This window comes from Paraburkholderia sp. BR14320 (genome assembly GCF_040948665.1).
GTDB classification, from domain to species: Bacteria; Pseudomonadota; Gammaproteobacteria; order Burkholderiales; family Burkholderiaceae; genus Paraburkholderia; species Paraburkholderia youngii.
Genome location: NZ_JBFPKG010000310.1, coordinates 1 through 315 on the forward strand (window position 1 = coordinate 1; position 315 = coordinate 315).

The window sequence follows — 315 nt, forward strand, 5'->3', positions numbered from 1 at the left end:
GTGGTGCGGGGCAAGACGGTCCGCACCACAGTGAGCGATGGTTCGACGCCGTGCCCGAAGGATCTCGTGAACCGGCAATTCACGGCCGAGCGGCCCAATGCGCTATGGGTGTCAGATTTTACCTATGTATCGAGCTGGCAGGGCTTCGTCTATGTCGCGTTCATCATAGACGTGTTCGCCCGACGCATTGTCGGCTGGCGTGTGTCGAGCTCGGCGCGCACGGACTTCGTTCTGGACGCACTGGAACAGGCCTTGTACGAGCGACAGCCGGCGCAGCAGGACGGGCTGATCCATCACAGCGACCGCGGCGTGCAA

1 protein-coding gene is annotated in these 315 nt (G+C 62.5%); it reads left to right on the forward strand.

Features of this window, described 5'->3' with window-relative positions:
* Window positions 1-315: DDE-type integrase/transposase/recombinase (locus tag AB3X89_RS40435; protein WP_368588088.1), on the forward strand; the 315-nt coding region annotated here is incomplete at both ends.